General features: G+C 55.9%; 17 protein-coding genes and 13 pseudogenes. 20 read left to right on the plus strand and 10 right to left on the minus strand.

The features are described 5' to 3' along the window. Window positions 1-29 precede the first annotated feature (29 nt). Complete coding sequence (locus tag ACODNH_RS02540) at window positions 30-1,004, minus strand: deoxyhypusine synthase (protein WP_434530288.1); 975 nt, start codon at window positions 1,002-1,004, stop codon at window positions 30-32. 91 nt (window positions 1,005-1,095) lie between these two features. Here ACODNH_RS02540 and ACODNH_RS02545 point away from each other — a divergent pair, with 91 nt between their 5' ends. Further along, a complete protein-coding gene (locus ACODNH_RS02545) occupies window positions 1,096-1,833 on the plus strand; it encodes a uroporphyrinogen-III synthase (protein ID WP_434530289.1) in 738 nt (245 codons plus the stop codon). Window positions 1,834-1,872: 39 nt separating this feature from the next. On the opposite strand, the pseudogene ACODNH_RS02550 reads toward ACODNH_RS02545, so the two are convergent. Further along, window positions 1,873-3,038: pseudogene (locus ACODNH_RS02550) on the minus strand (MFS transporter). Between the two features lie 170 nt (window positions 3,039-3,208). Beyond that, window positions 3,209-4,132: an NADP-dependent oxidoreductase gene (locus tag ACODNH_RS02555; protein ID WP_237560641.1), complete on the minus strand. Its 924-nt coding sequence runs from the start codon at window positions 4,130-4,132 to the stop codon at window positions 3,209-3,211. A 244-nt stretch (window positions 4,133-4,376) separates the two neighbouring features. Between ACODNH_RS02555 and ACODNH_RS02560 the strand changes: the two genes are divergently transcribed. Beyond that, the gene (locus ACODNH_RS02560) at window positions 4,377-4,841 is read left to right on the plus strand and encodes a nucleoside deaminase (protein WP_135822952.1); all 465 of its coding nucleotides are present in this window, start codon (window positions 4,377-4,379) and stop codon (window positions 4,839-4,841) included. A 28-nt stretch (window positions 4,842-4,869) separates the two neighbouring features. Here ACODNH_RS02560 and ACODNH_RS02565 read toward each other — a convergent pair whose 3' ends face one another. Next, window positions 4,870-5,193, minus strand: coding sequence for a DMT family transporter (locus ACODNH_RS02565; protein WP_114579067.1), 324 nt, complete (start codon window positions 5,191-5,193; stop codon window positions 4,870-4,872). Between the two features lie 290 nt (window positions 5,194-5,483). On the opposite strand from ACODNH_RS02565, the gene ACODNH_RS02570 reads away from it, so the two are divergent. After that, complete coding sequence (locus tag ACODNH_RS02570; protein ID WP_135822951.1) at window positions 5,484-5,918, plus strand: DUF488 domain-containing protein; 435 nt, start codon at window positions 5,484-5,486, stop codon at window positions 5,916-5,918. Window positions 5,919-5,979: 61 nt separating this feature from the next. Here the strand turns inward: ACODNH_RS02570 and ACODNH_RS02575 are convergent. Further along, window positions 5,980-6,341, minus strand: a pseudogene (locus ACODNH_RS02575) (NAD(P)-dependent oxidoreductase); the annotation flags it as partial. A 122-nt stretch (window positions 6,342-6,463) separates the two neighbouring features. Beyond that, a complete protein-coding gene (locus ACODNH_RS02580) occupies window positions 6,464-6,943 on the minus strand; it encodes an Lrp/AsnC family transcriptional regulator (RefSeq protein ID WP_135806854.1) in 480 nt (159 codons plus the stop codon). Between the two features lie 157 nt (window positions 6,944-7,100). On the opposite strand from ACODNH_RS02580, the gene ACODNH_RS02585 reads away from it, so the two are divergent. Together ACODNH_RS02585 and ACODNH_RS02590 are read left to right on the plus strand one after the other, a co-directional pair. Then, on the plus strand, window positions 7,101-8,075 hold the full coding sequence (locus tag ACODNH_RS02585; protein ID WP_135806853.1) for a DMT family transporter: 975 nt from the start codon (window positions 7,101-7,103) through the stop codon (window positions 8,073-8,075). Next, window positions 8,075-8,296, plus strand: a pseudogene (locus tag ACODNH_RS02590) (TRIC cation channel family protein); the annotation flags it as partial. The gene ACODNH_RS02585 and the pseudogene ACODNH_RS02590, both read left to right, overlap by 1 nt. Window positions 8,297-8,315: 19 nt before the next feature. Here ACODNH_RS02590 and ACODNH_RS02595 read toward each other — a convergent pair. Next, window positions 8,316-9,309, minus strand: a pseudogene (locus ACODNH_RS02595) (transposase). Between the two features lie 44 nt (window positions 9,310-9,353). On the opposite strand from ACODNH_RS02595, the pseudogene ACODNH_RS02600 reads away from it, so the two are divergent. The 3 genes and pseudogenes from ACODNH_RS02600 to ACODNH_RS02610 all read left to right on the plus strand — a co-directional run bounded on the left by ACODNH_RS02600 (window position 9,354) and on the right by ACODNH_RS02610 (window position 12,562). Further along, window positions 9,354-11,070: pseudogene (locus ACODNH_RS02600) on the plus strand (PAS domain S-box protein). 92 nt (window positions 11,071-11,162) lie between these two features. Continuing rightward, window positions 11,163-12,026 carry a glycine betaine ABC transporter substrate-binding protein gene (locus tag ACODNH_RS02605; RefSeq protein ID WP_434530290.1) on the plus strand — a complete coding sequence of 288 codons (864 nt, stop codon included), beginning with the start codon at window positions 11,163-11,165 and terminating at the stop codon, window positions 12,024-12,026. A 95-nt stretch (window positions 12,027-12,121) separates the two neighbouring features. Next, window positions 12,122-12,562: a hypothetical protein gene (locus ACODNH_RS02610; protein WP_434530291.1), complete on the plus strand. Its 441-nt coding sequence runs from the start codon at window positions 12,122-12,124 to the stop codon at window positions 12,560-12,562. A 109-nt stretch (window positions 12,563-12,671) separates the two neighbouring features. Here ACODNH_RS02610 and ACODNH_RS02615 read toward each other — a convergent pair whose 3' ends face one another. Next, the gene (locus tag ACODNH_RS02615; RefSeq protein ID WP_434530292.1) at window positions 12,672-12,806 is read right to left on the minus strand and encodes a hypothetical protein; all 135 of its coding nucleotides are present in this window, start codon (window positions 12,804-12,806) and stop codon (window positions 12,672-12,674) included. 245 nt (window positions 12,807-13,051) lie between these two features. On the opposite strand from ACODNH_RS02615, the gene ACODNH_RS02620 reads away from it, so the two are divergent. The 8 genes and pseudogenes from ACODNH_RS02620 (at window position 13,052) to ACODNH_RS02655 (ending at window position 18,593) form a co-directional block, all read left to right on the plus strand. After that, window positions 13,052-13,303, plus strand: coding sequence for a HAMP domain-containing protein (locus ACODNH_RS02620; protein ID WP_434530293.1), 252 nt, complete (start codon window positions 13,052-13,054; stop codon window positions 13,301-13,303). Beyond that, entirely contained in the window at window positions 13,297-13,953 is a 657-nt protein-coding gene (locus tag ACODNH_RS02625) for a hypothetical protein (RefSeq protein WP_434530294.1), read from the plus strand. Before ACODNH_RS02620 ends, ACODNH_RS02625 begins: the two co-directional genes overlap by 7 nt. A 147-nt stretch (window positions 13,954-14,100) precedes the next feature. After that, window positions 14,101-14,274: pseudogene (locus ACODNH_RS02630) on the plus strand (IS1595 family transposase); the annotation flags it as partial. 114 nt (window positions 14,275-14,388) lie between these two features. After that, window positions 14,389-15,049 (plus strand): annotated as a pseudogene (locus ACODNH_RS02635) (IS4 family transposase); the annotation flags it as partial. Between the two features lie 44 nt (window positions 15,050-15,093). After that, window positions 15,094-16,190 (plus strand): annotated as a pseudogene (locus tag ACODNH_RS02640) (IS630 family transposase). Between the two features lie 7 nt (window positions 16,191-16,197). Further along, window positions 16,198-16,812: pseudogene (locus tag ACODNH_RS02645) on the plus strand (transposase); the annotation flags it as partial. 15 nt (window positions 16,813-16,827) lie between these two features. Continuing rightward, window positions 16,828-17,639: pseudogene (locus ACODNH_RS02650) on the plus strand (IS1595 family transposase); the annotation flags it as partial. Window positions 17,640-17,761: 122 nt separating this feature from the next. Continuing rightward, window positions 17,762-18,593 (plus strand): annotated as a pseudogene (locus ACODNH_RS02655) (type IV toxin-antitoxin system AbiEi family antitoxin domain-containing protein). Window positions 18,594-18,656: 63 nt separating this feature from the next. Here ACODNH_RS02655 and ACODNH_RS02660 read toward each other — a convergent pair. Then, on the minus strand, window positions 18,657-19,145 hold the full coding sequence (locus ACODNH_RS02660) for an ArsR family transcriptional regulator (protein WP_434530295.1): 489 nt from the start codon (window positions 19,143-19,145) through the stop codon (window positions 18,657-18,659). Between the two features lie 192 nt (window positions 19,146-19,337). Here ACODNH_RS02660 and ACODNH_RS02665 point away from each other — a divergent pair, with 192 nt between their 5' ends. Both ACODNH_RS02665 and ACODNH_RS02670 read left to right on the plus strand, forming a co-directional pair. Beyond that, a complete protein-coding gene (locus ACODNH_RS02665; protein ID WP_434530296.1) occupies window positions 19,338-20,063 on the plus strand; it encodes a hypothetical protein in 726 nt (241 codons plus the stop codon). 104 nt (window positions 20,064-20,167) lie between these two features. Next, window positions 20,168-20,470 (plus strand): annotated as a pseudogene (locus tag ACODNH_RS02670) (PadR family transcriptional regulator); the annotation flags it as partial. Window positions 20,471-20,659: 189 nt separating this feature from the next. Here the strand turns inward: ACODNH_RS02670 and ACODNH_RS02675 are convergent. Continuing rightward, window positions 20,660-22,337, minus strand: a pseudogene (locus ACODNH_RS02675) (transposase). Window positions 22,338-22,607: 270 nt separating this feature from the next. Between ACODNH_RS02675 and ACODNH_RS02680 the strand changes: the two are divergent. Beyond that, on the plus strand, window positions 22,608-23,117 hold the full coding sequence (locus tag ACODNH_RS02680; protein WP_434530297.1) for a hypothetical protein: 510 nt from the start codon (window positions 22,608-22,610) through the stop codon (window positions 23,115-23,117). Window positions 23,118-23,275: 158 nt separating this feature from the next. Continuing rightward, window positions 23,276-23,908 (plus strand): hypothetical protein, encoded by a 633-nt coding sequence (locus ACODNH_RS02685; protein ID WP_434530298.1) that lies wholly within the window; start codon window positions 23,276-23,278, stop codon window positions 23,906-23,908. Window positions 23,909-24,461 lie beyond the last annotated feature (553 nt).

Consider the following 24,461-nt stretch of genomic DNA (forward strand, 5'->3'; position numbering starts at 1 on the left):
ACAGAACCAGTTTAATCAGCAGATCGCACTCAATTGCTGAAAGCACCCGCTACAAGCAGTGGGAAGACGAGCGTTGCTTCTGCTTCAACCTGCGTGTAATTCGTCCGCTCATCGTCTTTGATCTTCCCCCACGATACTGCCTCGTTCGGGGGCGCTCCAGAGAGTGAGCCATCCCCTTCCATACCAGTCGAGATGTAGACGACGTAATCCGCCCCGCCACGGAACAGATTTGTCATAATCGCGTGGTGTTTCGGGACGCCCCCGCCGACTGCGATCAGACCTGTCGTGTCAGCAAGCATCCCGTCCTCGATAAGCGAGTCATAATCGTCGAGGATCTCGATGCCGACTTCCGAGTCGTATCCCTGTCTGTAATAGTAGAGAAAGTTCCCAACTTCGGCGTCCGTCAGCGCCGGACAGTACACGGGAACGTCGTTGTCCGCCGCTTGCTTCAGGACCGAATCGGGATCGTCGAGTGTCTCCCCTAACTCGCGGGCAAACGCCGTCGGCGTCCGGACCTTTTCGTCGGCGAAGAACTCCTCGAAAAAGTCGTACAGGTACTCCTCCAACCAGACGTATCGGTCGGAAGGAACAAAGAGATTCCCAAGACGGTTGATTCCCTGTTCCCGGAGCGCGGCCTCGTCCGCATCCCACTCTCCCATTTTGAACGGCTTCGCCGTTTTGATAACATCCTCCGCCAGCGATCCCGCGGTCGTGATAAGCACGTCGACGTACCCTTCACGAACGAGGTAGGCGACGACTTCACGCAATCCCGACGAAATGATATTCGACGTGCATGTGAGATACATCGTGGCATCGGCGTCTTGCATTTGCTCGGCGATGTCGATGGCCTCTGCGAGTTGCGTCGCCTGAAAGCCCGTCGTTGCATACGCTTCCAGCATCTCCTGAAAATCGAATTCGCCACGGAAGTCGTAGCCCTCCACGTCTGGCGTGGTCAACTCTTCAGCACTTCCCGGAACAACGTGGTCGTGAGACTTCTCGTCCATACCGGCAATTAGCAGGATGCCGGTTTGAATCGTTCGAGACGGGTCGCCGATTCTCGATACACACAAGTCCAGCATCGGCTAACTGTTCAATATGTCCCAGCCGACGGTGGCTGTTCTCCGACCCGACGACAGCCGTATCGTTGAGGCGGTCGAGTATCTCCAGTCACTCGATGTATCCCCGATTCCAGACCCGATGCTGACAATCACACCGACCGGTCAGGTTCCCCAACATGCGGATTACTGTATCTTCACAAGCGAGACCGGTGTCGAACTAGCTGCGACAGCGGGATGGAAACAACGAGGAGCCACTGTTTGTGCTGTCGGAGATCAGACTGCAACCGCATTATGCAATCGGGGCTATTCAGTCGATATCGTTCCATCGACGTTCACATCCACAGGACTCGTCGACGAGTTATCTACTGATGTCGAGGGCCAAACCGTTGAACTTGCTCGGAGTGCACACGGCAGCGAAGTACTTGTTGAAGGACTGGAAGCAGCTGGTGCAATTGTCAGCGAAACATCCTTATATCGCTTGGAACGACCGGAGACTGCGGGACAGTCGGTTTCACTTGCGGTAGACGGTAAGCTGGACGGTATACTGTTCACCTCGCCAAAGACGGTAGAGTACTTCGTTCAAATTGCGACTGAACGTGACGCTGTCGCTGCACTCCAACGCGAGCTAGAGGAGACGATTGTTGGAGCGATAGGAGCACCAACAAAACGTGCTGTCGACAAGCATGGGATCGCTGTCGATGTTATGCCGGATACAGTGGGTTTCACACAGCTTGCCGAGGTCACCGTACGTCGAATTCTGGATACCCACCAATGAACACATTCCGTCTCCAATCTGTTAGCTGACTTTGAGTGTTCACTGACGTCTCACCGTAAACCACGTTACTCCGATCAAGAAGGCAGCGGCACCAGACACTAACAGGGTTTGACGATAGCCGAACAGTGCTGCAGCCCCGACACTAAGCGGCGGACCGACCGTCGTGCCGAGTCTGAGAACACTCGTCCGAATACTCATAATGCTCCCGCGGAATTCGTCCGGTGCTCGTTCGTTGAGTGCCGTATCCGTAATCGGCTCTGCAAGTCCTTGACCAAGTCCGAATAGAAGGAGTGCACCAGCAACTACGTATATGGAGTCCGCGACGGCGACAATGACGAGTCCGATCCCGTAACTCACGAATCCGAGCGCGATCGATTGGAAGCTCGTGAGCGACCGAAGCACGCGATCACCTTGCATTGCTGTCGCTCCCATTGAAATTGCTGGTGATCCCACGAGAAGGCCGATACCGGCTGAAGAGAGCTGATATTCGTTGGCGAGTAGGAACGGAACGGCGGTGAGCTGCGCACCATAGAGGATGACAAAAATACCGAAGATTGCGAGATAGAGCACGACGAAGGGGGTCATCGATGTGGGCCCGGTGAGGAATGCACGGATACTCGAATTCGTATTGTTCTCGTCGCGCTGTGGCTCCTCGAGCAAGGTTATGCCGGGTACAGCGACGAGCAGCGCGAGGAGAAAACACGCGAAGGGCGCCGACCAAGCGACTGTCGCGAGCGCACCGCCGAGTAACGGATAGCCAGCAGCACCCACCGCGAGAATCGCCGCGTTGGTCCCAATTAGCACTCGTCGTTGTTCACCGGAATAGAGGTCGCCGAGGAGCGTGACCGTGAGCATCGCAATCGCACTACTCGCCGCCCCTTGGATGGCTCGCAGGACCAAGATCAGGGTGAAGTCGGAAATGAAGATGATACCGCCACCACTGAGTCCGAAGACAACGAGCGCCGGGATTAGAATCGGTTTTCGACCGACGCGGTCGGTTAGCAGTCCAATCGGGAGAGTGAGAAAGATTCCGGGAGCGTGAACGCCGACAGCAAGAGGCTGGCCTGTGCCTCCGAAATGTTCCATGCCTCCTGGACCGCTGGGAGTACAGGGCTGATGAGTGAGACACCCATGACAGCGACGAGGGTACTCGCGAAAATCACGGCCGCTGCTGGCGAATTCCGGAGTTTCCGTATCCATTCCATCCGTTCTATTACTCTCTCGGTAAGTGCTCCCCGTAAGTCATCCGCTACAGGGCGGTGGCCACGCTAATCCGTGTTGGAGAAATAGTTCTAATTCTATTGTCACAAGAATTGGAGTGGGAGATCCACTCGATACTGACTGTGGATCTCAATTCAATGTACGACACGTCGAATCACGCTACGCTGAGAACGAGTTTCCCTTGTACGTGTTCTGTCTCACCTACTTCGTGTGCCTGAGCTGTATTTTCGAGTGGGAATTCGGCACTGATCGTGGGGCGCACTTCTCCGGCGTCAATCAGTTCGCTAATCGTTGTTAGGAGCGATGGGGAATTCGACCGCCCACTTACCACCTGTACATCAATGTCGTGGTTGGTGGTGAGCGCTCCGGATGGTTGTCCAACGACTGAAACGAGCACCCCCTTTTTCCTGAGCACGTCAACTGAGCGTGCTGGGGTTTCACCCCCGACTGTATCTACCACGATATCGACCTCATCAATCACTGACTCGAAGCGCTCCTCGCGGTAGTTCACGAACTCATCGACGCCTAACTCCCGGAGATAGTCTTCGCTGTATCCCGACGCTGTGGCGATTACGTCGGCCCCCTTCCATTTCGCCAGCTGGACGGCCATATGTCCGACACCACCTGCTGCACCGTGGATGAGAACTCGCTGGTCGGCCGTGCAATCAGCATACTCGAATAACGCTTGCCAAGCGGTCTGCGTGACGACCGGCACGCCAGCTGCCCCCTCGTGATCGAGCGATTTGGGCTTCGGGGCTAGTTGCTCGGCAGGTGTGGCCGAATACTCCGCATAGGAACCTAACTCCGGGAACCCATTGACACCGAACACTGCATCGCCCGTCTCAAATTCGGTAACTGACGCGCCGGTCTCCTCGACGACGCCTGAAACGTCCATCCCGAGAATGAGGGGAAACGGATTCTCGGGCAGCATCGACACCAGCTGCATTCCCTGACGAATCCGCCAGTCGACTGGGTTGACACCCGCTGCGTGAACCCGAACGAGCACGTCATCATCAAGCGGATCCGGACGGGGCGCATCCTCGTATCTGAGGACATCCGGCGAGCCGAACTCGTGCATGCGAACAGCCTTCATTCTATCCGTCACTTAGAATCATTCCTCGGTCGGTAGGTCCGCGTTGCAGACTCTTAACCACTCTACATCTAGAATACTGGAGGTCAGAGGGTAGGCTGGCAGCGGGGTGAAAAATCACCGTCATCACCTCCCGAAGGATAGACCAACCGACAGGGACCGTCACAGGCCAAACGAAGCCTGAGTCGCCGTTCCAACCAAGTACTTCACCCAGAGAGACTACCATACAGCTATGGCAGCTCCCAATTTCGACGAGTTCGACCACGACGCACATATGCGCGAGACCTTCGAGCTAGCGCGCGAGGCTACCGCTCGTGGCGACAAACCGTTCGGCACCGTACTCGTCCGCGACGATACTGTCATCATGAGCGATTCGAATCGCGAGAGTACGGAGGACGATATCCGCCGCCACCCCGAGCTCCATCTCGCGTATCGCGCGTGCCGAGAGTACGACGCCGATGAGCGCGCTGCGATGGTCATGTATACGAGCACCGAACCGTGTCCGATGTGTGCTGGCGGGATGGCGACAGCTGGGTTCGGTCGCGTCGCCTACAGTGTCGGGAGTGATGAAATCGCAGCGTTCACCGGGAGCGAGCCAACAGTTCGGTGCGCGGAAATTCTGGATGGCGTCAGCGATGTGGTCGGACCACTGTTGAACGAAGAAGGTCGTCAGGTCCACCAGGAGTACGGCTGGTAACCGCCGGACTCCGTTCGGTGAGTCGTCGTTAGTGGCCTCCAGAGACGAAGTGGAGGCCAACGATCCCGAAGACGATCACGGAGATGAAGAGGAGACGGGCACTCGTCGCCGGTTCGTCGAATAAGACGATGCCGAGCGTGGCAGTGCCAACGGCGCCGATCCCCGTCCAGACAGCATACGCGGTCCCGATCGGCAGGTTTTGTATCGCTTTCGCGAGTAATACCATACTGATGATGAGCGCGATGACTGTACCCGCTGTCGGGATTGGTTCTGAGAGGCCGTCAGAATACTCTAAGCCAATTGCCCAAGCGATCTCGAACAGGCCAGCTACAAAGAGCAAGATCCACGACATTCCCCTAGCTCTTGCTCACAAATCGGACTATAGCTTTCGATATCGACAGACAGCCGTTGATTCGATACCTGTTGGACGTGCCGTCTCTATTTGAACCGTACTCCGGCAGTAATGCGTCAATCCGCTGCCCGAATCGATGTCGGTCGTCCTACCCGCTGGACAGTCTCGACAGCATAACCCAGCCATATTCTCGCTCTGCGAACGATCACAAAACCCCCCAGCGGGCAGGGGCCATAGACATCCACCGGGAGGTTGACTACGCTGGGCGCCGAACGGCAAAGACAGAGATCGTGACCACCTCTGACCTCCTCGAGGACACGTACGTCGCAGCGCTACAGCATGATCTCGTAGACATCTCCCCGGAGGCTACGCTCGTGGGTGTGGTACGACGGCCCACTGGCTGGTTCAGAACGACGATCAACGAGAACTACCCGGCACTCGGTCCACCGCCAGACCTCCTGGACGAGTTCAAACAGCGCCACGAGGATTTCAAAATGCAGGGGATGTGTGACGAAGGCGCCCATAATGCTGCCTGGGACGAGGTCGGATTCGAAGACCGGTACCGAACACATCTCACCGAAGCAGCGGATGCTCAGGAGGCAGCCGGTGAACTCACGAACAGGCTTCGTGATGGTGAACACCTCGTCTTCGTCTGTTTCGAGAACACCGACCAGAAACGCTGTCACCGGACGCTGCTCAAGGAGCATATCACTGAACAGCTATAGTGGAAGTCTATCGTGTGCCTCTGTTCGATCTGTGCGATCCGCGTAATCCCAACCCACTCAGCTACACGGATCGATTGACGAGTTCCTCGCCGGCGTCGATGTGGGCGATGTTCTCCCGGACGAGATCCGCGACGTTCCGATAGTAGTCCTCAGTGAATCCTGCGCAGTGGGGAGTGATGAGAACCTCCTCGAACTCCCAAAGGGGGACTCCTCGGGCAGCGGTTCCGCCTCGAAAACGTCGAGTGCAGCCCCACCGAGCGCCCCAGCTTCGAGAGCGTCGACGAGCGCCGCCTGGTCGACCACAGGGCCACGCGCGACGTTGATCAGAATCGCATCGTCACGCATCGCGGCGAATTCCTCGGTGGACATGAGATGGCGAGTCTCGTCGACGAGCGGAACCGCGAGCACGACAAACTTCGAATTCTGGTTTGGTGTAGTAGGTGTGATAGAGGCAGAGATCGTCTATAGATTCGAGCGACAATTGAATGTCTTGTGGCAACGCGCAACTCCCCTATCTGGATGATACGACCGCGTCAGTTAAACTACTACCCGACTTCTTCAACGAGAGTCTCTTCGCTGTACTGTTGGAGGGGGTAGTGACTATCGAGTTCCCGTTCGATGACAAACGTTGAGTTAGTACGAGCAACCTCGTCAAGCGCTTCAAAATCGGAAATCAATCGCTCCACGCTGTCACTGTTTGGCAACCGTGCTAACGCGATAAAGTCAGTACTCCCCATCGTGAAGAAGACTTTTGTTACCCCTTCAATACCCGCAATAGCTTGCCCACTCTCGGTATGGGATTGATCATCCTTCGTAAATATCTGTACAAGGATTGTTACTCCAAGTCCGAATTCGTCGAGATCGAGGTCTAATCGTTCGTTTGTGATGACCCCAGCATCACGGAGATTGTTGAGGCGGTAATGAATGGTCGATAACGGAATCCCCGTTGCGTCACTCACCGCTTCGGTACTCGTCGTCTCGAGTTCTTCTAACGATTTCAAAATCTGGATATCTTTCTCGTCCATACGCTGTGACTCATGCCATAGTTCGTAGCTACTTCAGCTTATTCACTAAATGCGGCCTCAGTTTCGAATAGATGACGAACTTACCGTAATACGCTCGGAGTAATGCCGCGTTCCTTCACTTATTCCCAATCTACCACATACCCTCGACCAACAGAATATGGGGGCCCCAAACACATTCCGATTTCACATTCCGGCAGGCTTAGCTATCATCGGGTTGGGTCTTCTCTGGGGAGCCGGGTTCCCCGCAATTGACATCGTCGTTTCACAGCTTCCCCCACTAGGTGCTGCTGGGATTCGATATGCTGTCTCTGGCTGTATCGTCCTCGGGTATGCACGATTGACTACGGACCGGTTGCGACCAGAAACGACACGCGAACTCCTGAGTATCAGCATCGTTGGCGGGTTCATGTTTGGTGGCTATCAAGCGGGTCTCTACTTGGGCACACAGCACATTACAGGCGCCGTCGCATCCGTCGTCACCACGATGTCGCCAGTCGTCGCAGCTCTTGTTGCAGTCCCCATCCTCGGGGAATCCCGTGGACTTCCCGACGTGATTGGGTTCTGTCTCGGCATAAGTGGCGTTGTAGTTCTCTCACAACCATCAGTGGGTACTACATCACTATCGTCGACGGCACTCGGTGTCGGCTTGGTCTTTCTCGGAACGATACTGTTTGCAGTTGGATCTGTGACAATCCAGTTATTCGACGAAGGGCTCCCTATGGAAGCACTCCAAGGGTGGGCAATGCTAGTTGGGGCAACACTCCTGTTTTGTGGTAGCTTTCTTCGTGGTGAATCGGTGCCGGATGTACAGTCGCTTTCCCCAGTAGCAGTTGTCTCGTTGGTATACATCACTCTCGTCGCTGGAGCCGGAGGGTATCTATTGTACTTCCGGTTGGTAAGAGAGGTTGGCGCGACTGAAACGACACTTGTCGCGTATCTGGAACCAGTAGCTGCAACGGTCGTATCAGTCCTACTCCTTGGCCAAACAATTAGTATGACAACCGTTGTCGGGTTTGTGGCCGTGGCTGCAGGGTTCACACTTGTCAGTCGTTCCACAATGCGCCAAGCGATTGTCAGCCTCCGAGAAACAGATTCATCGGCACATACGGACCACGAAGTTCGTAGTGATTGATGTTGGAAAACGCATTGTTCTGGGTTGCAAATGCAGTCGGATTGGTCGCATTTGCACTCGTTGGTGCCAGTAAAGCCATTCGAGAGGGATTTGATCCGTTTGGCGTCAGTGTGGTTGGGCTCGTTACTGCATTTGGCGGCGGCACAACACGGGATCTCCTTGTCTTGCGAATCCCACTTTCGCTCCAGACACTTTCAAATATCGGGTTTGGAGTGCTTGGAGGGTGTCATAGAAGAGTTCTCACACCGTGATCACGGTACTTCCCGGATTGTCTCCGCGTTCGTAGTTTGTGATTGCGACGACGAGGCGAAGGCTCAGCGCAAGAAACACTTGCGCTCGTGCGTGGACGCGGCCTCGGGCGTGCGTTCGCCCGAGGCCGCAGTCCTTGACTGATTCATTGGTTCGTTCGACTCCTGTCCGGCGGTTATACGTCTCGTCTAGCCGTCGATTGCTTCAATTGAATGCATTCACTGTGTTCCTCGATTCGATCTTCGACTCTGTACTCGATGTCTTTCGGGTCGTCAGTGTTTCGTGGGTTGTACGGAGCGACTGGCACGACCCCTGCGGCCAGCAGGTGGTCGTGCCAGTCGAGCGTGTCGTAGGCGCTGTCACCGAGCATCCAGACCGGTGTATCGACGGCGAGCGCGTCACGCGTGACGCGCATCGCCGTCTCCTCCGGCGCTTGCTTACTCTCTGTGAACTCTGCTGCGATTGGAATCTTTGAGCCGGTCGAGACGATCGTGCAGCCGTAGCCGTGGTAGTACTCTTCAGCGGTTGGATCGTAGCACTTCGACGCATCTGAATCAGCGGGCATCGCCCTCACGTCGGTTGAATCAATGCAGTAGGTCACGTCGAGCAGGCCGCGCCGGGCGGCCTGCTCGACGAGTCGGTCGAAGACATCGTCAACGACGTGTTCGAGGTCAGTGAGGAAACGATCGACCGCGTCTCTCGACGGCGGTCGATCGAAGCCACAACTCAGCCAGACAACCGTGTTCCGAAGCTCTCGTTCAACGGGACGGATACCGTAGATATCGTGGTAGTAGCAGTGGAGGAAGCCACGCATCATCTCTGGTGGCTCGTGCTCTCGTGTTCGCCCCGTCTGCGCCGGGGCGAACACGTCGAACTCTGCGAGAAATTCGAAGGAGAGATGCTCAAACAACGCTAGCGTTTCGGTCTCCGCGACATTGAAGAAGGTCTCTATCGAAGCATCATCTTGCAGGGTCGCTGAACTCATACCACCTCAGCGTTTACCCTGCTCTTTGGTGTGGTAATCGTTCTATGACACCCTCGAACCGTGGTCTTGAAGCCATCGAGACCGCCCAAGACGGGATCAGCATTCTCAACGAAGACGGCTACATCGAGTACGCGAACACCGCCTGTGCAGAGATACTCGGCTACACCCGTGAGGAGCTCATCGGTCTCCACTGGGAGACGTTCTATCACGACGACGATATCGATGCCGTCTACGACGTACTCCTCCCAGAAGCACGCGACGGCCGCTGGCACGGAACCACGACGTTCGTCCGAAAGAACGGGAGCGAACTCGACATCGAACATACCCTCTCGTACACAGAGGACGGCTCACTCATCTGCACGCTCAGTCCACAGGCAACGGTTGACGCCGGCGAGTCAAAGCTGTCTGCAAAAGAGCAAGCGATGGACGAAGCGCCCATCGGAATTCTCCTAACCGACCCTCACCAGGAGGATAATCCGATCATCTACGCAAACGACGAATTCACCGACCTGACCGGCTACGGGAAACGAGAGATAATCGGCCGGAACTGCCGATTTCTCCAAGGCGAAGCGACTGAAGACGAACCTGTCCAAACCCTCCGGACTGCGATCGACAGTCGGGAATCGGCGACCGTCGAGTTACGAAACTACCGGAAAGATGGAACTGAGTTCTGGAACCGCGTCCGTGTCGCCCCGCTGTTCGACGACGATGGAGAGTTGGATCTCTTTGTCGGGTTCCAAGATGACGTCACGGACCGCAAACAGTACGAACAGCAGTTACAGTCCCATAGCGCACGACTAGAGGCGCTGTTTGAGCACTCGCCGGATATGTTTGCAGTCCACGACATCGACGGTGTGATTCGGGATGTTAACCAGCGGCTGTGTGACGAACTCGGCTATACCGAATCAGAACTCCTGGGACGGAAGGTCTGGGACCTCGACCCGACAGCAGATCCCGCGCGGGCGTCGTCGTTCTGGGATACGCTCCCACCGAATACTCCACACCGATTCGAAGGCCAACTCGAGCGCAAAGACGGGTCGACGTTCCCCATCGAGGTCCATCTCATCCGGCTCAATTTGGACGGGGAAGACCGGTTCGTGGCGATGGACCGCGACATCAGCGACCAGAAGCGGCGCGAACGCGAACTCGTCCAACAGAACGAGCGGCTGGACCGGTTCACGAGCGTCGTGAGCCACGACCTGCGCAACCCGCTGCAAGTCGCGGAGGGACGTCTCGAGTTACTGCGTGAGGACTGCGACAGCGATCACATCGACGATATCGACCATGCGCTGGACCGGATGGATTCACTCATCGAGGACTTGCTGACACTCGCTCAAACTGGCGAGGAAGCGATGACACTTGAGTCCATCCAGTTATCGAATCTTGTTGAAACCATCTGGGAGACAGTATCTGCGACTGATGCGATATTAAGGGTTGAAACCGAACGGACCGTCGAGGCCGACCGCGATCAACTCCGGCAGCTCCTAACTAACCTCCTTCGGAACTCGGTCGAGCACGGCGGGCCAGCCGTGACAGTAACAGTCGGAGACACAGCGAACGGGTTCTATGTCGCCGACGACGGAGCCGGCCTTCCTGAGGCCGCGGGAGAAGACGTGTTTGACGCTGGATATACGACAGCCGACAACGGGACAGGGTTCGGCCTCAGCATCGTCGAGGAAGTCGCTGAGCAGGCACGGCTGGACAGTCACAGCCTCTAACGGCGCTTGCGGGGGTGCGCGGTTCGAGATTTCAACCGAGTGAAAACCAGACCGTACTCGGCGTAACCCCGGCTTTCAGAAGTTCCTCAAGAAGCCCTATAGTTATATGTCATTCGCCGGTACAGATATGTTTATATGCCACCCATGCGCCGCCGGTTCCTCGGACAGATAGGCCGCGCTGGCGGGGTGGCCGTTACCGGCATACTCAGTGGGTGCGCCAAGAGTGAACAACCCGAATCAGAATCAGTAACCGTTCGGATCGGGTCGAAGCCGTTCACTGAGCAGAAGATTCTCAGCTACCTCGCCTACGAACGGCTACGGAGAATCGATTGGATTCGTGCCGTCGATGAAATCGGGGCAGGAAACTCGCTATCGAACTGGGAGGCAACAGCATCGGGGGATCAACACCTGTACTGGGAGTACACGGGTACGGCATGGCTGCAGCTCCCGCCTCGCCACGATAGACGGATCACCGACCCCGAGTCACTCTTTGAGCGGGTCCAAGCGGACGCTGATTCCCAGCGACTCCAGTTGGCTGACCCGGCACCGTTCTCGAACGAGTACGTCATCGCTGCCGGCGCTCGATGGGCGGAACAGACCGAGATATCGACCATCAGCGATTTGGCAACCCATATCCGAAACGGTGGTGATACGCCTGGTGTCGCCGTCAACGAGGAATTCTTTCATCGGCAGGACGGATGGCGTGGACTCGCTTCATATTATGAAATCGAGACTGCGAACGGCGAGCCAATCCAGACCGAACCGTTCATTGTCACGTCGATCGGGCTGACGTACGAACTACTCGAACAGGGTCGCGTGCAGATTACGAGTGGTTTTGCGACTGATCCGCAGCTCAACCGGTCGACAGTTACAGTCCTCGAGGACGACCGCGACTACTTCCTCCCCTACCGACCGGCCCCGACAGCGTATGCTCCGCTCATCGACGAACATCCGGAGGTATTCGAGATTCTCTCCCCTGTTGGTTCAGCACTCGAATAAGTCGATAATGCGGAACCTCAACAGCCAGGTCCTCCTCGATGGAGAGCATCCGTTCGCGGTCGCAACACAGTTTTTAGAGGGCGAGGTGCTCGACGATGCGTAGATACCTGTCCTCCCTCCCCGTTCTGGGAACGATCATCGCTGTTGTGCGGTCGTCGTTCCGACGGAAACTTACTACGGCGCTCCTCGTCGTCTTCCTAATCATCAGTATCGGCACAGTCGGACTATATGTACAGGTGGGGGGATTGTTGGAGGACAACGTCGAACAGTCGATGACCGCGGCTGCCGAGACCGAAGCGGACGAATTGCGAGAATGGTGTGGCAAGAACCGACTCGTCGCTCAGCTCCTCTCCGAACATCCGGTCTTCGAGGATGGCGACCGCACCGAGGTTCGGGAGTATTTACAGGCACAGCAAGGGGACAGATCTGATACCGAGATCGTTCGGGCATACGTAATTGATCGGCGGAATCAGACTGTTTCGGTCAGTTCAGATGGAGAAATGGGGACAACCCATCGAAGAACTCGGCTGGACTGAACGGTTCGCCTTCCAGGATTTCGATGACGTGCAGGTGACTGACCCGTATGCAGTACAAAACGAGACGGTTATCGGGTTTATTTCCCCAATTCGTCGGACCCCGGAGCAGTTACTTGTCGTCGAAATCGACACCGCGACTATCTTCGATCGCTTCGAACATCCCGTCGACGGCGGCTTTACGCGAGTGGTCAATTCCAACGGGACGGTCGTGTTCAGTGATGATGCAGCCGCGACGCTCACCCAATACCGCGATGGAAATCGTCGTGCACCGGCAGTCAGCAGTGGCCTGCGGGGGACTCTGGGTTTACCGAATCACCAGCCTACGAGACCCAGCCTGAGACAGAGGGAGAGTACGTCGCAGCGTATGCTGCGGTTCCGAACACCGACTGGGTCGTCATCGAACACGCACCAGCCAGTGAAGCGTACGTCATAACCCAGCAAGCCCTTCGATGGATCGGTGGAATTGCAGCGTTCACTCTGCTTGCGCTCGTGGGTGTCGTCGGCGTTCTCGGCCGAGATGTGACCGGCGCGCTCTCTCGGCTAACCGACCGGGCAGAGCAGATCGAAGATGGTCAGTACGACGTGGAGTTCGATACCGACCGGCCGGACGAGTTCGGCGACCTCAACCGGACGATAGCCTCGACACGGATGCCCTCCAGCAGCGCATCGAGGAGATCCGCGAAACACAGACTGAGCTTGAAGCATCGAATGCGAGTCTCGAAGAGCGGTCCGAGATGGTGAACGTGCTGAATCGCATCCTCCGTCACAACGTTCGGAACGAGGTGAACGTCATCACTGGACGAGCTGAATTGGCTGCGTCTCGCATCGACGACGAGGCGGCCCAAGCAGATTTAGAGGCTGTGCAGAATGCTGCGTGGGAACTCAGTACGATTTCGTCACGCACACAGCGCATCAAACAGCTGCTCGCCGAAGAGAACGCCGAGCCAGAACCCGTTGATTTGGACGATGTAGCCTCGAAGTTAGCGGGGGTTGATGCCGACACCCCATGCGCAGATGTCGAATTCAACGGTGAGACAAACGACAGAGCTATCCAAGCGACACAGACGTTCCCGACCGCAGTCGCAGATGTTGTCCACCAGATTGCGACGCACAATGAAGGGGAAGTTCACGTGGACGTCACGGTCACCGTTACTGACGCTGGAACAGATGAGGAGAAGGTTGTTCTTCGAATCGATGACGATGCCGACGGACTCCCCGAATTAGATGTTCAAGCTGTCAACGCAGGCGAGGAGAGCCCGCTCAATCACGCGGAGGGGCTGGCGCTCTGGTGTCTCGAATGGACAGTGACGAAATCTGGTGGGGAACTACATGTCGCTCCCGAGGATACGACTCTCAAAATCAAGCTCCCTACTGCTTCAACCGGCCCGTAGACAGCTATTCGCTATTTTTACTTATTGCTCACAGCGACTATCGGAGTACTAGTTCCTGTATCTCTTGATGGGTGATCCAAGAGTCGCTCTTATGCAAAGCTGCGGAAAGACCGTATTGTTACACTGAACCGGCGCTAATTTGGCGATATGGTTACTGCTCAGCCAGCGTTCGGAGCGATGTTTCGAGAGCTGATCGAGTTGGGCGTTGTCGAGATCGACACAGAGCCGCTCGATGCCCGCATCGAGCGGCGACTCAAGGAATTCTGGGAGAATACGTCCTGTCCACGGTGTGGCCATCAGAGCATTGTAACCTGGGAGAGCATCCGTCTTTAGCTAAGAGGAGAACCACGTGACAGCGACGGCTTATCGAGGCTTCTTTTCGAGAGGAATGAGGAGGCAACCGCTGTGCACACAGAAGCCTCCTCATCGAGAATCATGCGTCGGCTTACTACACTGTTTCCCTCCGAGTTCCTCGAAGAGCACGCCGAGGAACTCGGCATGGTCGAGCGAGAGGGCAAGCTTCAGGTTCCAGTCCTCGTGTGGGCGCTCGCGTTCGGCTTCGCCGCAGGCGAGAGCCGAACACTCGCTGGGTTCAGACGCTGCTACAACGCTACAGCCGACGAGACAATCTCGCCCGGTGGCTTCTATCACCGGTTGACGCCGACTCTTGCAGAATATCTCCGCGACCTCGTCGAGCGCGGCCTCGACGAGGTCGCTGTTCCCGACGCTGTTGACGCTGATATCGACCGATTCAGAGACGTGATGATCGCTGATGGAACGGTGTTGCGGTTGCACGAGTTCCTCTCTGAGGAGTTCCAAGCCCGTCACGAGGAGCAGGCTGGAGCGAAGCTCCACCTGCTCCACAACGCTACCGATGAAACGATTGAACGGATCGACGTAACGGATGAGAAAACGCACGACAGCACGCTGTTCAAGACGGGTTCGTGGCTGCAAGGGCGGCTCGTTCTGCTTGACCTAGCTGCATTTCAAATACCGTCGCTTCGCGTTGATCGACGAGAACGACGGCTACTTCGTGAGTCGGCTGAAGAAGAGCGCGAACCCGGTGATAACAGAGGAATTACGGGAATGGCGCGGTAATGAGTGAGGAATCTTTTGTGGGGTCGGTTCGATGTGCTGGCAATGGGACGCGAGCGACGCAAAGAGATCAAGCGTCACATCTCAGAGGAGAAGCTCGACGAGCTTCTCCGCGACGCCGAAGACAAACACAGGATTCGGCGTCTCGGGTTCGTGAAGAATCTCTACCAAGGCGACACGATTGCGGAAGCTGCCGACCGGGAAGCTCGGTCGGCAGCGACCGGCCGCCGATGGGCGGGTGCTTGGAACGAAGGCGGAATAGAAGAACTGATGCCGAGTTTCGGGGCGGCCGTCCCCGAAACTCGACGAGGACGAACAACAAGAACTGCTCGAACTACTCCAAGAGGGCCAGCCATGGAAATCACAGGAGATACAGCATCTTCTGGCCGAAGAGTTCGGTGTCGAGTACCACCCAGATTACCTCGGGAAGTTTCTCCGAGATCTTGGGTTGTCGTACGCGAAACCCCGGCCGAAACGACCGAATAGGCCAGAGAATCCCGAGGAAGTCCTCGACGAGCGCGTCGCCGACGCGCTTGACGAGACTGACGACCAACCCCACAACAAGGAGGAAGGTGACGAAGAAGACGGATGGATTGTCGACGACGATATTTGTACAGACGGCGGGACAGTCATCGGCTTTTTCGATGCCTCACACCCACAGCCGTACGATAATTCGCGGCGGGTGTGGTACGTCGATGACCCGCATGTTGAACGGCCGCTAGTCAAGACCGAAGACTCAGCGGTCGGATTCTACGCATTGAACGGAGAAAGTCTGGTTCGCTGGACTGAAACAGAGGAGAAAGAAGAAGATTTGCAGCGTCTTAGAGACGGTCCGCGAGCAGAATCCGGGACAGCGGATTCTGCTCGTCTTGGATAAGCACGGATCGCACATCTGTGAATACACGCGCAAGCGCGCACATCAACTAGGAATCGACCTGATCTTCCTTCCATCAGGTTCGCCGCATCTCAACCCAATCGAGCAAGTCTGGAAACAGCTGAAATGGACGATGTCGCCGATTATCGTCGGCGACGAGGACGAATTTCACGAACTCGTCAAGGACGTATTTGAACAAGTGACACAGCGAGTCAGCTACGCTAAAAAGTGGTGTGAGAAGTTCCTTAGCGTTCAGAAGTTATCTTGATGATTACCGCGCCATTCCCTTGGAGGGCAAGCAGATCCACGATGTGGTCGATGATCTCTCGCGGAAGTACATCGACGTCGAGGTCGAAGCGGAGTTCAAGCGAGGGCAGTACGAAGGAACGCGCTCGCTGGATACGAAGCGATTCCGCGTCGTCGGCGTCCGTGACGAGGACGCCGACGACTACCATCTCTACATCACGAACTTGCCGCGAGACGAGTTCTTCCCGGCGGATCTAGGAACGCTGTATCGGTGTCGATGGGAGGTAGAAACGCTGTTTCGTGAACTGAAGACGCAGTACGAGTTGGATGAGTTTCACACAAGCGACCCGGATGTCGTGAAAATTCTGCTGTATGCGGCGTTGCTGTCACTGCTGGTGAGTCGTGAGCTGTTGGGTCTGGTCACCGAGCAGGCTGACGACGAGATCGTGTTTCCGCCGCAACGCTGGGCGGCGACCTTCCGGTCGCACGCCCAGCTCATACTCCACGAACTCGGTGAGTATCTCGGTCACTCGCCACCGCCGTTACTGGAGCGATTGATCGAGGACGCTCAGAAGATTCACCAGCAACGACCGGTCTTACAGGAGACGCTCGCTACCGCTACACAACCGAGGTGTGAGTCTTAGCTAAAGACGAATGCCTGGGAGAGTATCGACCGAATCTGGTGCCGTGACTGCAATTTCAAGCCGGTTTTCACCTACGGCACGCCGTTTCACGAGAAGCACCTCTCCTGCGGCGAGGTGCTTCTCGCGTTCACGCTGTACGCTGATACGTTGCTGAGTATCAACCAGATCGCGCCGTTTCTCGGTCGAGCCTATAGAACCGTCTATACAGCCATTCGGGACGTGGAAGGCGCGGTTCAACGCGGCTTCCCCGTCGTCTGGAAGCTACTCGACCAGACAATCGATGAACCGACGCAAGTCGACGAATCTGGGGAGGTTTGTTCGGGCTACAAAGGCCAAGAGCCGCCGCGGAACAGCCGTTCTCGCGGCGGCTCGTCCCAAACAGGCCGATCACGCTGGCGAGGTCGTCACGGTGATCAGCTGACGCTCGTCGCGGCGTGCCGCGACTCGCTACGCGTGATTCGCGGCCAACTGGGCATCGACTACAGCGGCGATCTTGAACCGGTGATACAGGAGGCTGAAGACCTCTCCCAGCCGCTGGGAGAGGTCTGGACCGACGGACTCCAAGCGTACCGACAGATGGAGTTTGACCATCGCACGGTCGTGCACAAAGAGCGGTATGTTTCACCCGACGGCGTCCACATTAACCAAGCTGAATGCCTGTTTTCGCTCGTTCAGCCGTGGCTGCGGTAGTTTCGCGGCCTGTCCAAGCAGGGCTTGGAACAGGCCGCTCACACCTTCGGCATCGTTCGGTCATTCAACCTAGCGGGTGACCCGCCGAGTCAATCGTTGATTGTCTCGTTATCGGGGCTTTCCGCAATTCTACATAATGAGTGACGGTTCTTAACCAACACATATCTATTGGATGATTTTGTGTTGGTTAAGGAAGCTAAGAAGGATGAGGCAAGGCTAAAGCAGGTATGAGACTATATTCTATGTAAGAAACGCAGGTATGAGTGTCATAGAACAATCGCAAAATATACGCCAAGGGCTCTCGACTCGAGAAAGTCGACTCCTTGCACAGCTCGCTGGCGCGGGGCACCAGATCATCACCGTCGACGACATCGAGACGACGCTGGAGGTTCCCCCAAACACCGCCCGCGAGATTGCCTCCCGGCTCACCGAGAAAGGCTGGGCTCCACCGACTGTTTCCCGGCCAATACCTCATCATCCCACTCGCAGCCGGCGAGGAAGGCATGTACACCACCCACGAGTACCTCATCGCCGCCCACGTCGCCGAGCCGATGTACATCGGCTACTACAGCGCCCTCAGCCACCACGGGCTGACCGAACAGGTCCCACGGACGGTGTACGTCGTTACGCCGACCCGAGCGAAAAGCCGGGAGATCCACGGTGTTTCGTACCGCGTCACGACAGTCACCGGGCGGAAATTCTTCGGCGTTGACCAGACCTCGATCGAGGGTACGACCATACAGGTCAGCGACCTGGAGAAGACGCTGGTCGACTGTGCGGACCACCCCGAGTTCCGTGGTGGCCTTCGGGAACTCGCAACCGCGCTGCGTACTGCCGACGAACGGGGCTGTGACTGGCTCACTGTCGGCGAGTACCTCGAACGCCTCGACAACGGCGCTGCGACCAAGCGGATCGTCTACCTCGCCGACCAGCTCGGCATCGACCTCCCTGCCCGCGAGGAACTCGTCGCGTCGTTCACGAGTGGGTATTCCTCACTGGACCCGACGCGACCCGACACCGGGTCGACCGACAGTACGTATCGCCTCCGGATCAACGTCGAGCCAGCCATGCTGGAGCCCACGGAGTCCTGACCCTAGGTACGAAGTCGGCGTACCTTCTCTGCAGCGTCGAGAACGGTGCTGTTCAACGACGAACTATGGGTTTGTGCCACCATCGACGGCCTCGAGATCGGGCTCGTCGAACTCGAGGGCTTCCGCGACGGCATCCGGAAGCTCCGGGCGAGGGGCCGTTTCGTGGCGCTCGATTTTCTCGGTCTTGCGCGTGTTTTCGTAGAGGGCACGTGCGACCGGAAGCCCACGGAGATACTTGTAGTCGTGGAGGACCTCGACCCCCCGCTCTGTGAATCCGTAGAACTGGGCAGGGAGATCACGTTTCCCCTCGCTTGGATCGTACGTGTAGCGTGCGAGGAGCCCGGCGTCGATCAACGTCTCCAACTGGTCTTTGATGGCCGCCTGGCTCTTCCCGGTCATATACTCGAGTTCGGCGAGCGACATCAGATGGGCGGGATGGCCCAGCAGCTCCTGGATGATGAGATGGCGGGTATCCTGGGACAGCAGCTTGAACAGCCGTTGCTGTTCCGCGAACGGCCCTGCATCGGCCGCGCCAGTGTCGGTTTCGCTCATACGTGCTGGTACGAGGTAGGACGCTATAACAGTTAGGGTCACCCAAGTTGGTTAATCCAGAAAAAACCAAAGTGATTCAGAAGGGATAAGGTGGTGTGGTTTGAATCGGCGGCTAATGACTGACCCAGGCCCGCCGCCGGATGCTGGAGCGGTGTATGACCGTTGTTCACGAGGCCGTCGGGGGCATCGAACTTGAGCCTGCAGAGAAACGGGAAATCTGGCGGTTCACCCAGCGTGAATTGCCAGTATCTCTGGAGTCAACGGACATCGTATTTCATCTTGGGGAGCTATCGCGACCCCTATATCCGCCGGCTTCGCGCCGTCCAGAACGAACTCACGAAGCAGCTCGGTGCCTATCCGTTCATCATGGGTGACCTCCTTGAACTCCCGACTGACCGGCTCAATACGTTCGATATTATGTTTTCGTTGCTCGCGACGTACAGCGACTACATCGTCGGGGTCTTCGAGAAGGAGAGTGGTGGGGAGGCGCCTGAATTGGGCGAGATTGATGACCCACCGTATTTCGACAAATCGTACGTGTTCCCACGTGATTACGCGTGGGCGACTGACGAGAACTTTGACTCGACACAGCACGTCGTTCAGGCCGCCCTTGAGATTGCGTTCGCAGACGATTTGTCGGAGGATGACGTCCAAGCAAAAATCGAGTCGCTCGTTGATCGCGCCCAAGAAAGCGGTCTCGACATCGACGAACAAGAGGTGTGGGATGTGATCGACGACCGGACAAATGAGGACGAAGAGCCGGCAACGTACAGTTGGGTCCATCTCAACAAATTCCGTAAATTCGAACTCCACGAACGGTGCTTCCCGTGGACGACAAAGGACGAACTTCGAACTAAGGTTGACGAACTCCCGTCCCCGACACCACGTCCGGAGTGGGAAGAGTGTGAGGACCAGTGAATTATTCTGTCCTACTCGCTTGGCGGTACACTCATCATAGTGAGTCGGCTCGGTAGTTTACTCTCGGGTAAACTACTTTGCTACGCCCGGCCGAATACATCGTTATGGAGGCTGGTTCGGGTGTCGGTGACGACACGACGCCACGGGAAGTCATCCACTTCATTACACAGCAGACACGGTTTTCGCTTATCAGCGATATTCTCGCTCACCCCCAACAGCTCCCATCGATGTACGAACTCGAGGAGCTCAATCCCAGTGTGAGCGATGCGACCGTCTACAAGCACATCCAGAAGCTGATCGACGCCGGCATCGTCACGGAGGTCGCTTTGGACGACGACCAGCGCCGGCAGGGGTATCCCTGGAAGTTCTACGGCCTCACCGAAGACGGCCGCGAGTTTCTTGGAGAGGGAAGTTGAGACTACAGCGGGTTTAGCGGGACTGTAATGCGTGGTTTCGGCTGTTTCAGTGATCGGGAACTGGCTCAGATTGCTCTCCAAACGGCTATTCCTATGAAATTTCAACGACATGCGCGAATTTCGGCGACTTCCGACAGCGTTGCCACTCAGACACCGCGCTATTACGGGTGGAGAACCTCACTATCCGATTCCGGTTTCTTTCTTCAATAGCGTCAGCGTGTTGTCGGCTGTCACAATTGGTGAGTGTTCGTATTCACCGGTCAATTCGACCTGTACGAGTAGATCCACCGCACGCCAAATCGAGTACAGGAGACACGCGAACGCGAAGTAGAAGAATCGGAGTCCGAAGTCCTTTGAGGTCGTCGCGGCCATGAATCGCTTGATCGATTTGTAACCGCTTTCAATCTCCCAGCGATACCCGTATTCAGTGAGGAAGCTACTACCGCGATTGGACATGAACACCGAGTACTGCCGGTTATCATCATATTCAGAGTCCTCCTTCCGTCGGTAGATCAGCGTTGTCTCGTGCCACTCGTTCTTCCCCGAGATGGAGCTTGCGGTCGGTCTCGTATCGGTCTTGACCCCGCTGGAGCAATCGCTTGGCCTGGGCTTTCTCGCTGGTTTGCATTCGCTTTGGGACGACATACGACAGTCCACGCTGGCTGAGCATCTCCAGAATATGCTGGCTGTCGAACTCACGATCCATCAGTACGTTATCGATGTGAACAGCGTCTTGGGCTGAATCCAGCAGATCCTCAACGATTTCTTTCCGACTTTCGCCCTTCCGAACTGGGCGCGCATCCAGCACGATTGGAACGGCGTTGCCGACCAGTTGGACCGTCGCCCACTGATAAGCGTACTCATCGGTCTTCTCCTGTGTCCCAATAATCTCGTCTTCGTGCCCGGTCCTGTCGCCTGTGAACGGGTCTGCTTCAGTAATATCGATAGCGACGATCCCCGCTCGGAAGAACTCCTCTGTCTCCGCTACTTCTTCCAATAATCGATTCACGGCTCGTCGGTACATCTCTCGAACCTGTTCAATCGGGAGATCACGAATCTGATCCCGATGGGCGTGTCCCAACGGCGTCCGGTCCCGGCTCGACTCGTGAACGAAACTGCGAGCCCCCTCGTTAGCAGCCAACCGTTCTCGAAGTCCGAGATGCGTTTGTAAGTCCCAATACGCGTTCTCGTGGATTTCACAACCACCACCACGATCTAACGAGAAGGCTGGCAAGACAATACGGCTGACGTGGTCTGTAATCGATGCTGCTTCGTCGAGGACGGTTTGATCGTTTGGGTCTGATTTGTTCGCTTCGTCATCTTGCGATGGAAAGCTACGTTCTGGCTCGCGCGGAACAGCAACGCCCGCGTTCTGGGCTTTGATGAGAATCGTCCGCGCAACTGCCTCAATTGTCTCACGAAGATCTGCAGTGAACCGTTCGTTCCATGTACGCCATAGCGTCGACTGGTCCGGGACTGTCTCTATGTTTAGTTGCTCACGGAGATCAGGGTGGTGTGTGAGATACGTGAGGAGTGCCGTTTCATGATTCCAACCGTGTAGTTCTTTGAGCAGAAACAGTCGGAACAGTTGGGCCATCTTGTACTGAGTAGCTCCAGAATACTGGTCATGTGGCCCAAACTCGACATACGCTACTGGGTAGTGAGATACGAACTCGTCGACGGAGTGGTGGTCCTCATGGTCGAACCATGTGGAGGCAACGGTCCAGATGTCTTCTTCCAGACCGGCGAGAGAACTCTGGTCATAGAGTGGCTTCGAATCATACGCTGGCCATTCAGCGTATGACTGCTGTGCGATCCGTCGAAAGACACTGCGTTGAGAGTCACAACTCGCAACCACGCGATAGACTGGCCACGATATGCCCAAAAAGTCGTCTGACTGGTAATAGAGAAAAACATATACAGCTCTCAATGTCGCTAAGCAGTTTGAGTGAGCATTATTCAGTACAGATGCTCTACATAGCACCTCTTCTCGTAATCTGACTGAATTACTACCAGTTCACATACCCCTCACAAAGCATTTACACACTCATTTCCACGCAACAGTATGAATCGTCGACGATTGCTTTCTATCTCAGCACTTTCCCTGTCTCTCTCCGGTTGTATGGAGGTGAGCTTTGGTGACGATACTGAAAATAACCCTCCAATCTCAACCGCGACAGAAACCGAAACGGAGACGTCGACCCTCGACCCCGAGACAGAATCCTCCACACCGTCACAGACGCCGGAACGGCCACACGATCTCTATATCGTAAACTACACCACCACGACAGAAACCGCAACCGTTCGTGTCCGCGATGAGAACGGGAACGCCGTCGTCGAGGGCCAGTACGAACTCCCATCTGAACGCGGTATTGAGTTCGAGGATATCGGTGCACGGGAGACGGAGTACACGGTCGAACTAACGATAGACGGGACCGAACTGATGGCGCTGACGTGGTTTACAGCCAGTTGTGCCGCGGTCGACGAAGCCCCACGGGGCTCTCGGGACGGGTACGTTCAACTCCGCCGAGACGGTTCCGACAGGCTCCAAGCGACCCTCGCCGTGGACGGCTGTGACGCGATCATCGGCCCGGAATATCCTACCGGGCCCGCACAGGGGTTTCGCGTCGAGGAGTAAGATCAGCAACGGCATGTTCGGTTAGTCGCTGCCATGGTCAATACACCCACTGAACGGCTGTTTCACTCCAAATCCACTACTAACAACCCGCCTAAATGTGGTAGGAGCTACGGTCAGTACAGACAAGACATTTATCTCCTTCTCCAGACACCCTACTCATGAATCATCGATTGGTCCTTTCCATCTTTGCCCTCCTAGTTGCAGCCTCACTCATCGGTGCTCCGATCACAATGTTAGACTGGGGCCAGCAGGCTTCTCTCAGTACTAATCCCATCGAAGAATCCGACATCAATAAAAACAGTCCGGTACTCCAGTATGAGGATCTCCCAAACTCCGCGCAAGATTCTGTTCGACGAGCTATCGAATCCCCTGACGGCTACCACATAATCTACGGGCAAGAAGACTTTCCGGAGCCATTCAACTTCGGTGACAACATTAACCCCGGCCAAGGTCAGTATGTGGTTGTCTATGAGGAGCAGTACTATCGCCTTCGGACGAGTGCGAGCGGTGGATTCTTCTTCGTCTACTTGTTCTACCAACTGCCGTTCATCATCTATGGGATTCTCCTTGCCGCAGTTGCGTTCCTGCCGTCAGAGGGTTTGACGGGACTTCGCACTGAGGCACTCATTACTGTCCCCGGAATCGCGTTTCACCTGCTTGGCCCCGAATTTGACTTTCCACTCCTTCCCCCAATGCAATTCGTTAAACTTGGCATCCTCGCCGTTATTGTTGTCCTAGTAGGACTCCTGGGGTCGTATTTGAGAGAGAAGAATATATTGGCTGCAAACTAACGGCGACCTGTCTGCTGACTACCCAGTAACACAGCTTAGCCCTCCGTATCGTAGGTTTGCACACCTATTGAACGGCTGTTTCACTCCAAATCCGCTTATGACAATCTGACTAAATGTGGTGAGGGGCTACGGTCAGTACAGTCCACTTAGTGACCACTGTACCACGCAGAAAAACACGGAACAACCTATCTCCCGTCAGTACTACCTTGGATAAATAATCCTTTGACCAATCAATGGTTATTACTGCCCAACATCAGAGGGTTCTCTATGGAAAAGGGCCTGTTCTATGGGTTTCTTGTGATTGGTCTTTTGCTAGTTGGTACGACAGGTGTTTTCCTCGGAACAGATCTTGTATCAGATGAACCGCAATTTCGTGAAGCACCATCACCACCATCCGAAATAAACGAATCGTCTGCTCTTAGATACGCTGAAACCCTTGAACAGACACGGTTACACAACCGACTTCTGAATGAGACGTCACCTGATCGAATCGAAATTAGTTGTAATAGCCGTTCTGTAGCCGGCTCATCGAGTAGCCAGTATGCGTTTGTTC

Source organism: Haloarcula sp. NS06 (assembly GCF_051122755.1).
In the GTDB taxonomy this organism is placed as follows: domain Archaea; phylum Halobacteriota; class Halobacteria; order Halobacteriales; family Haloarculaceae; genus Haloarcula.

What these genes read in the sequence shown, in the direction of transcription:
- ACODNH_RS02555 (WP_237560641.1), bottom strand. Translation starts at nt 4,132, where the DNA reads ATGCACGAGTTCGGCTCGCCGGATGTCCTCAGATACGAGGATGCGCCC.
- ACODNH_RS02560 (WP_135822952.1), top strand. Translation starts at nt 4,377, where the DNA reads ATGGCAGCTCCCAATTTCGACGAGTTCGACCACGACGCACATATGCGC.
- ACODNH_RS02660 (WP_434530295.1), bottom strand. Translation starts at nt 19,145, where the DNA reads ATGAGCGAAACCGACACTGGCGCGGCCGATGCAGGGCCGTTCGCGGAA.
- ACODNH_RS02565 (WP_114579067.1), bottom strand. Translation starts at nt 5,193, where the DNA reads ATGTCGTGGATCTTGCTCTTTGTAGCTGGCCTGTTCGAGATCGCTTGG.
- ACODNH_RS02585 (WP_135806853.1), top strand. Translation starts at nt 7,101, where the DNA reads ATGGGGGCCCCAAACACATTCCGATTTCACATTCCGGCAGGCTTAGCT.
- ACODNH_RS02540 (WP_434530288.1), bottom strand. Translation starts at nt 1,004, where the DNA reads ATGGACGAGAAGTCTCACGACCACGTTGTTCCGGGAAGTGCTGAAGAG.
- ACODNH_RS02580 (WP_135806854.1), bottom strand. Translation starts at nt 6,943, where the DNA reads ATGGACGAGAAAGATATCCAGATTTTGAAATCGTTAGAAGAACTCGAG.
- ACODNH_RS02685 (WP_434530298.1), top strand. Translation starts at nt 23,276, where the DNA reads ATGAATCATCGATTGGTCCTTTCCATCTTTGCCCTCCTAGTTGCAGCC.
- ACODNH_RS02545 (WP_434530289.1), top strand. Translation starts at nt 1,096, where the DNA reads ATGTCCCAGCCGACGGTGGCTGTTCTCCGACCCGACGACAGCCGTATC.
- ACODNH_RS02625 (WP_434530294.1), top strand. Translation starts at nt 13,297, where the DNA reads ATGGTGAACGTGCTGAATCGCATCCTCCGTCACAACGTTCGGAACGAG.
- ACODNH_RS02605 (WP_434530290.1), top strand. Translation starts at nt 11,163, where the DNA reads ATGCCACCCATGCGCCGCCGGTTCCTCGGACAGATAGGCCGCGCTGGC.
- ACODNH_RS02610 (WP_434530291.1), top strand. Translation starts at nt 12,122, where the DNA reads ATGCGTAGATACCTGTCCTCCCTCCCCGTTCTGGGAACGATCATCGCT.